The organism is Aquabacterium commune, assembly GCF_004362855.1.
GTDB lineage: Bacteria > Pseudomonadota > Gammaproteobacteria > Burkholderiales > Burkholderiaceae_C > Aquabacterium > Aquabacterium commune.
Window position 1 is genome coordinate 1 of the sequence record NZ_SNXW01000032.1, and the last position, 2,614, is coordinate 2,614.

Annotated in this window: 2 protein-coding genes; both read right to left on the reverse strand. The window is 62.1% G+C overall.

All coding sequences use genetic code 11. The features are described 5' to 3' along the window. Positions 1-183: 183 nt before the first annotated feature. Positions 184-981, reverse strand: a complete 798-nt coding sequence (gene istB / locus EV672_RS18580; protein ID WP_133611425.1) for an IS21-like element helper ATPase IstB — start codon at positions 979-981, stop codon at positions 184-186. Then, the gene (istA, locus tag EV672_RS18585) at positions 974-2,497 is read right to left on the reverse strand and encodes an IS21 family transposase (protein WP_133611426.1); all 1,524 of its coding nucleotides are present in this window, start codon (positions 2,495-2,497) and stop codon (positions 974-976) included. The genes istB and istA overlap by 8 nt, the downstream gene beginning before the upstream one ends. Between the last annotated feature and the right edge of the window lie 117 nt (positions 2,498-2,614).

The following is a 2,614-nucleotide window of genomic DNA, read 5'->3' on the forward strand; positions in this document are numbered from 1 at the left end:
TGTCCGCGCCGATCCAAATCTGAGCCACTGTGCCGATCCAGTATTGAGCCAGGGCTGGTAGCCGACCAAAGGGTGGTCAGCTGTGGATAAGTGTAGAGCCTGGCCTGGTTTTGAGTCCTCAGGCAGGCCTGGTTGAACAGATAGAGGGGAGCCGCGCAGCGGCTCCCCTCTTTGCTTTGCGTGTCAGCTCTTGCCCTCTGCTGCCGCCTGCATCCGAGACTGCTCTCGTGCCTTGATGCGCTTCTTGGCCGTGCTGGAGCTGTGCAGGAACCGGTGCGACTCGTTGCCCGTCTCTAGAATGTGGCAGTGGTGCGTGAGCCGGTCCAGCAGCGCCGTGGTCATCTTGGCATCACCAAAGACGCGCGACCATTCTGCGAAGTCCAGGTTCGTCGTGATCAGCACGCTGGTGTGCTCGTACAGCCGACTGAGCAGATGGAACAGCAGCGCACCGCCTGCCTGGCTGAACGGCAGATAGCCCAACTCATCCAAAATCACCAGGTCCAGGCGCAGCAAGCTTGTGGCGATGCGCCCAGCCTTGCCTTGCGCCTTCTCTTGTTCCAGCGCGTTGACCAGATCCACCGTAGAGTAAAAGCGCACTCGCCTGCCATGCTTGGTGATGCCAGCCACGCCAATGGCCGTGGCCAGATGGGTCTTGCCTGTGCCGGGCCCTCCTACCAACACCACGTTGTGCGCCACTTGGGTGAAGCCGCTCTCGGCCAGTGTGTGCACCAGCTTGCTGTCCACAGGTGACACCGCAAAGTCGAACCCGGCCAAGTCTCGGTGCACGGGGAACTTGGCAGCGTTCATCTGATGGCTCACCGAGCGCATGACTCGGTCTGTGGCCTCAGCTTGCAGCAGGTGTTCGATCAGCCATCGGGCCTCATCTGAGCCTGAACTGGCGCCTTGTTCGATCAGGTCTAACCAAGCGCCTGCCATGCCGTGCAGACGCAATTGTTTGAGCTCTGCGGCGATGTCACGCATGGTTGATCTCCTCCGTGCTGCCGTGCCCGCGCAGGCTGTCGTAGCGAGCGGTGTTGGCCAGTGGCGCCACGGCCGTCTGCAGACAGGTCTGTGCATCCTCAGGCGTGGGCGCAGGGTTGAGCCTGCTCAGAACATTGATCACATGCTCCACGCTGACCTTGCCAGACGGTGGCGCACTCTCCAGCGCTAACTCCACGGCCACCAGCACCGCATCCAGGCCTGCCGTACTCACGATGGCGAGCACCTGAGCCATGACACGGTCACCACCGGCCTGGCGCAGCAGTCCTTTGCGCAACTGCTGCAAGGCCGGGGGCAGATCGGCAAACGGCGCACCATTGCGCAGCGCACCGGGCTTTCTTTGCACCAGCGGTATGTAGTGCTGCCAGTCATAGCGGGTCTGGCCTCGGTCAGTCAATCGCTCGTGCTGCGCTACCACTTCGTCATTGGCCACCACGGCCACCCGTGTCGGGTACAGCCGGGTGCTGACCATCTGCCCAGCCAGCTCGCAGGGCACCGAGTAGCGGTTGCGCGCCACTGAGACCAAGCAAGTGCTGGTCACGCGCGCCGGACGCTCAACATAGCCATCAAAGGGCTGTGGCATCGACATCAAGTGGGCACGTTCATGCTCCAGCATCTCGGCCACGCTGAACTGCGAATGCTCAGGGTGTCGAACCTCAGCCCACAGGCTGCGGCAGCGCTCGCCCAGCCAGGCATTGAGTTCGGCAAAGGAGCCAAAGCGCTGCTTGGCCGCATCGATCCAGATGCGTCGCCTGCTGTCTTGGACGTTCTTCTCGACGACGCCTTTCTCCCAACCGCTGGCGACGTTGCAGAAGTCGGCATCGAACAGGTAGTACGCGCACATCACCGCAAAGCGCGCGTTGACCACGCGACCCTTGCCCTTCTTGACCTGGTCCACGGCCGTCTTCATGTTGTCGTAGATGCCGCGCCTGGCCACCCCGCCCAGTGCCGCAAAGCTGCGCGTGTGCGCATCGAACAGCATCTCGTGGCCCTGGCTGGGATACGCCACCAGCCAGAACGCACGGCTGGCGCACAGCTTCATGTGCGAGACCTGCAGACGGTAGTAAATGCCACCCACCACCAGACCTTCTTCGCTCCAATCAAACTGGAACGCTTCGCCCAACTCGAACGACAAGGGCACGAAGGCTCGCGTCGCTGCCGCTTGGCCCTCGCCTTGGCGCCACTGGCGGATGAAGTCGGTCACGCGGCTGTAGCCGCCTTCATAACCTGCCGATTTGATCTCGTTGTACAGCGCCCGCGCCGTGCGGCGCTCGTGCTTAGGCCGATGAGCATCGGCCTTCAATGCCTGCTTGAGCGCGTCGTGGAAGGCCGTCAACTTGCCCGATTGGGCCTCCCGCCGATACTTGGGCTCGCCCTCCAATGGCGCCTTGAGCCACTTGGCGATCGTGTTGCGCGACAGCCCCGTCATTCGCGAGATCTCTCGCTCTGACTTCTTGCCCCGGCTGTGCAGCCGCCGGATTCTGCCGATCATGTCCATGGTGATCACTCCTCGAACCCCGCTGCATCAAAAAGCAGCAGAGTAGGTTGAACACCTGGCTCAGTTTTAGATCGGCACACCCATCAAAAGTGGCTCAGTTTTCGGTCGGCGCCAACA

Coding starts and splice junctions, on each gene's coding strand:
- istB (WP_133611425.1), bottom strand. CDS start 981: ATGCGTGACATCGCCGCAGAGCTCAAACAATTGCGTCTGCACGGCATG.
- istA (WP_133611426.1), bottom strand. CDS start 2,497: ATGGACATGATCGGCAGAATCCGGCGGCTGCACAGCCGGGGCAAGAAG.